Source organism: Deltaproteobacteria bacterium, from assembly GCA_030654105.1.
In the GTDB taxonomy this organism is placed as follows: domain Bacteria; phylum Desulfobacterota; class SM23-61; order SM23-61; family SM23-61; genus JAHJQK01.
The window spans coordinates 1-3,015 of sequence record JAURYC010000064.1 but is presented as its reverse complement, the minus strand read 5'-3'; the positions used below and the strand labels follow the sequence as shown (position 1 = coordinate 3,015).

Below are 3,015 nucleotides of genomic sequence, written 5' to 3'. Positions count from 1 at the left end.
GAGATCTCGAAATAGGAAACTCTTGGACGTACTTTCAGTGGTTTTAGCCATAAAGGAATTCTATAAGGTTTAAGCAATCGGGATTGTCAATGCAACGTTTGCAACAACGTCCGGGGGTCCACTCGGTCAGCCTGTGTGCCGTTGAACCCCTTTTTACTATTTGATAATGAAGTACTCTTCAACAACATATCTAACTGTCTTACTTCGATCCAAAAATTTGTCCTCATCCTCCAGCAGAGGCTGGGCGGCAGCTGTTTGCCGCCAGGCAAAATACTTTTTAGCCCCCTCCAGGTCATCGAACCAGAGCTCGACAAAACCATCGCCCTCATATTTCGAACCGGGGAGCTTGATAAAATGATTTTGGGTATATTTTCTCAACCCGGGGATGATTTTCCCCGCCAGAGCCCCGTGTTTCCCTCTCCAATAACTATTGAACTCTTCATCCGTCAGATCAGGTTTTTTAAAGATCAATGCCATCAGTTTAATCATGCTACCTCCTTCCACAATAATGTGAATCACTTTTGCCTGGGTTCGATCGTATTTGCCAAATCGCCTTTGTTGAATGTTGAGACCCAACCGCAAAGCTTTCGCCGCATCGAAACCCGACTAGCAGTGGCCAAGCAAACGCTCTTCAGCGTCAGGCCGAAGACATCTTGCGGATGAGGTTCAGGTCCAGCTTGCCGGAGGCCCCCCATCCCTTTTTGCCAGGAGGAATTTCGAGACTGTCAATTCAAAAGATTTGACCCCATTCACTAACGGATTTTTCGTTCAATTTTCAAAATCATATCCATCATGCGATTAAAGAGTTCTAGCACATCCTCTTCTTTGGCTTTATAATCAGGATCCTCCCCTTTGACGGCTTTAGAGCTGTCGGGCTTCCTTTCGATTATCCTGTATCTGGCGTTTATTTCAAATTGGGCAGCTTCTATGCCGCATTTGTTTCTCGCGAAAAATGTCATCGTTCCATGATGGTTAGCGCTAAAATTCTGATTAAACAATGGGGTCTGGAAATCTTTGAGGGCTTTTGCGATTACAGGCATTAGCTCGCGACAGGAGCACTTATCCATATCCTTTTCATTGATTACTCCCACATCAATCTTAAAATTCCTGCTTGGTTTTGCCCCGTGGATATCAGCCAGGAATTTTATTCTCTCTTCCTTTATCAGCCTTTTCGCTGCGTCCTTGTATTTTGCTGACTCATCAAAATTAGAGTCTTCTGTTGTCCGGTTTTTTACATAGATAACGTGAGCGCCTGTCATCTGCCCGAGCTTTATCGCTATGGAAGAAGTAAATTCATCTTCTTCCTTCCATAAGCCATTTCTCATATGCCTTGAGCCATGCGGTGCAGAAATGAGAATAGGGATGTTCCCCTTAATAACCCCGAAATATTCATGGTCTTCTTTCTGATAATCTATTTGCTCAAATTCTATTTTTCTAATCTCTTCCAATAGCTTTTCCATTTTAGCAGGGTAAAGAACATGGCTTTTTATATGTTTTCAATAATGGTAGTGGTCCGGGACGTCCATAAATTCATAAATATCTACCTTGCGAACAATTTGGTAGTGACCCTTTAATATATTGATAATATTTTCAAATTATGCTATCCTCTCTTCAGAAAGGAGGAGAGGATGGTTACGAAAGCAAAGAAAAAGCGTGGCCCGAAGCCAAAATACCTGGATGTCGCTTGCCCCAATCCCAAGTGCAAAAACCATGGGAAGAAAGGGCTGGGGAATGTGGTCTCCAATGGGACCTACCGAACCCGAAGTACCGGCAAAGCCCGACTCTTTTTATGCCGTACTTGTGGCAAGGCCTTTTCCAGCCGTACCGGCACCACCTTCTTCGATCTTCGAAGCCCCAAGAAAAGAGTCCTTATGGGCCTTCGGCTGCTGGCCGAGGGCCTGGGGCTTCGGGGCACCTCCCGCGTCTTGGAGATCAAGCTCGATACCATCCGCAAGTGGTTGGCCGTGGCCGCCTTACATTGTGAACAGGTCACCGATATGCTTGTTCGGGATCTCAAGCTCTCCCAAGTCCAAGTGGATGAACTTTGGACCTTCGTTAAAAAAAACACCCAAATCCCAATGGGCCGATAATCCCAGGGCCCCTCTTCTCCCGAAAAAAGGCCGTGGCCGGAGTTTGGGAACGACCTGGATCTGGCGGGCCGTGGCCCCAGAGTTTCGTCTCCGTTTAGTCTCTTTGGTTGGGAATCGCAATCTCTATAGTGCTCGTCGGCTCCTCCGAAAGATTCAAGGACGCCTGGACGGTTCGCTTCCGCTCTTTACTTCCGATTCCCTAAGGCATTATGCCGAGGTCCTTTTAGAACTCTTTGGGCAGTGGGAAAAGCCTCAACCGACGGGATGGCCAGGACGCCCTGCCAAGCCCCAACGGGTTGCCTCTCCGGACCTGCAGTATGCTCAAGTGCACAAGGAGCGTCAGAGAGGACGAGTGGTCAAGGTAACACGAAGCGTCATCTTTGGGAAACGCCGCCCCGTCGAAGCCCAGGCGGCTTCGTTGAAGCGAGCCGATGGGAGCGCAGGGCAGATTAATACCGCCTACATCGAACGAGACAACCTAACGCTTCGCCAGGAACTCCGCCGTCTGGCTCGCAAGACCTTGGGATTTTCAAAGAACCGTCGTGAGCTTCAGAACGCTCTCGATTTTATTGATGCCCATGATAATTTTGTAAAACCCCATGGTTCCCTCCGATGTAAAGCTTCATCGGATGGGAATCGGGTTTGGGCTAAGCGAACTCCTGCCATGGCAGCAGGGATCAGCGATCATGTCTGGACTTTAGATGAATTGCTCTGCTACAAACCATAATCATCAATATATTAAAGGGTCACTACCCAATGGTTTATCCTATTCAAAAATTCGAGATTAGAAATGTGAAAATACCTTGCCATGATAAACACCTGTCTCAGAAGGGCGGCATAGTGCAAAGTTGCGCTTGAACCATCATTATCTTTCTGTCCCCGAATGGAGATTTCATTTTACCTCCTTTAGAGATTAGCTATCCAT

General features: G+C 47.1%; 4 protein-coding genes. 2 read left to right on the top strand and 2 right to left on the bottom strand.

The features are described 5' to 3' along the window. Positions 1-156: 156 nt before the first annotated feature. Together Q7V48_02555 and Q7V48_02550 are read right to left on the bottom strand one after the other, a co-directional pair. Positions 157-489, bottom strand: coding sequence for an EthD domain-containing protein (locus Q7V48_02555; GenBank protein ID MDO9209621.1), 333 nt, complete (start codon positions 487-489; stop codon positions 157-159). A 263-nt stretch (positions 490-752) separates the two neighbouring features. Continuing rightward, complete coding sequence (locus Q7V48_02550) at positions 753-1,448, bottom strand: hypothetical protein (GenBank protein ID MDO9209620.1); 696 nt, start codon at positions 1,446-1,448, stop codon at positions 753-755. Between the two features lie 180 nt (positions 1,449-1,628). Here Q7V48_02550 and Q7V48_02545 point away from each other — a divergent pair, with 180 nt between their 5' ends. Together Q7V48_02545 and Q7V48_02540 are read left to right on the top strand one after the other, a co-directional pair. Next, positions 1,629-2,090 (top strand): hypothetical protein, encoded by a 462-nt coding sequence (locus Q7V48_02545; protein ID MDO9209619.1) that lies wholly within the window; start codon positions 1,629-1,631, stop codon positions 2,088-2,090. A gap of 43 nt (positions 2,091-2,133) precedes the next feature. Beyond that, entirely contained in the window at positions 2,134-2,817 is a 684-nt protein-coding gene (locus Q7V48_02540; protein ID MDO9209618.1) for an IS1 family transposase, read from the top strand. Positions 2,818-3,015 lie beyond the last annotated feature (198 nt).

What these genes read in the sequence shown, in the direction of transcription:
- Q7V48_02555 (MDO9209621.1), bottom strand. Translation starts at nt 489, where the DNA reads ATGATTAAACTGATGGCATTGATCTTTAAAAAACCTGATCTGACGGAT.
- Q7V48_02545 (MDO9209619.1), top strand. Translation starts at nt 1,629, where the DNA reads ATGGTTACGAAAGCAAAGAAAAAGCGTGGCCCGAAGCCAAAATACCTG.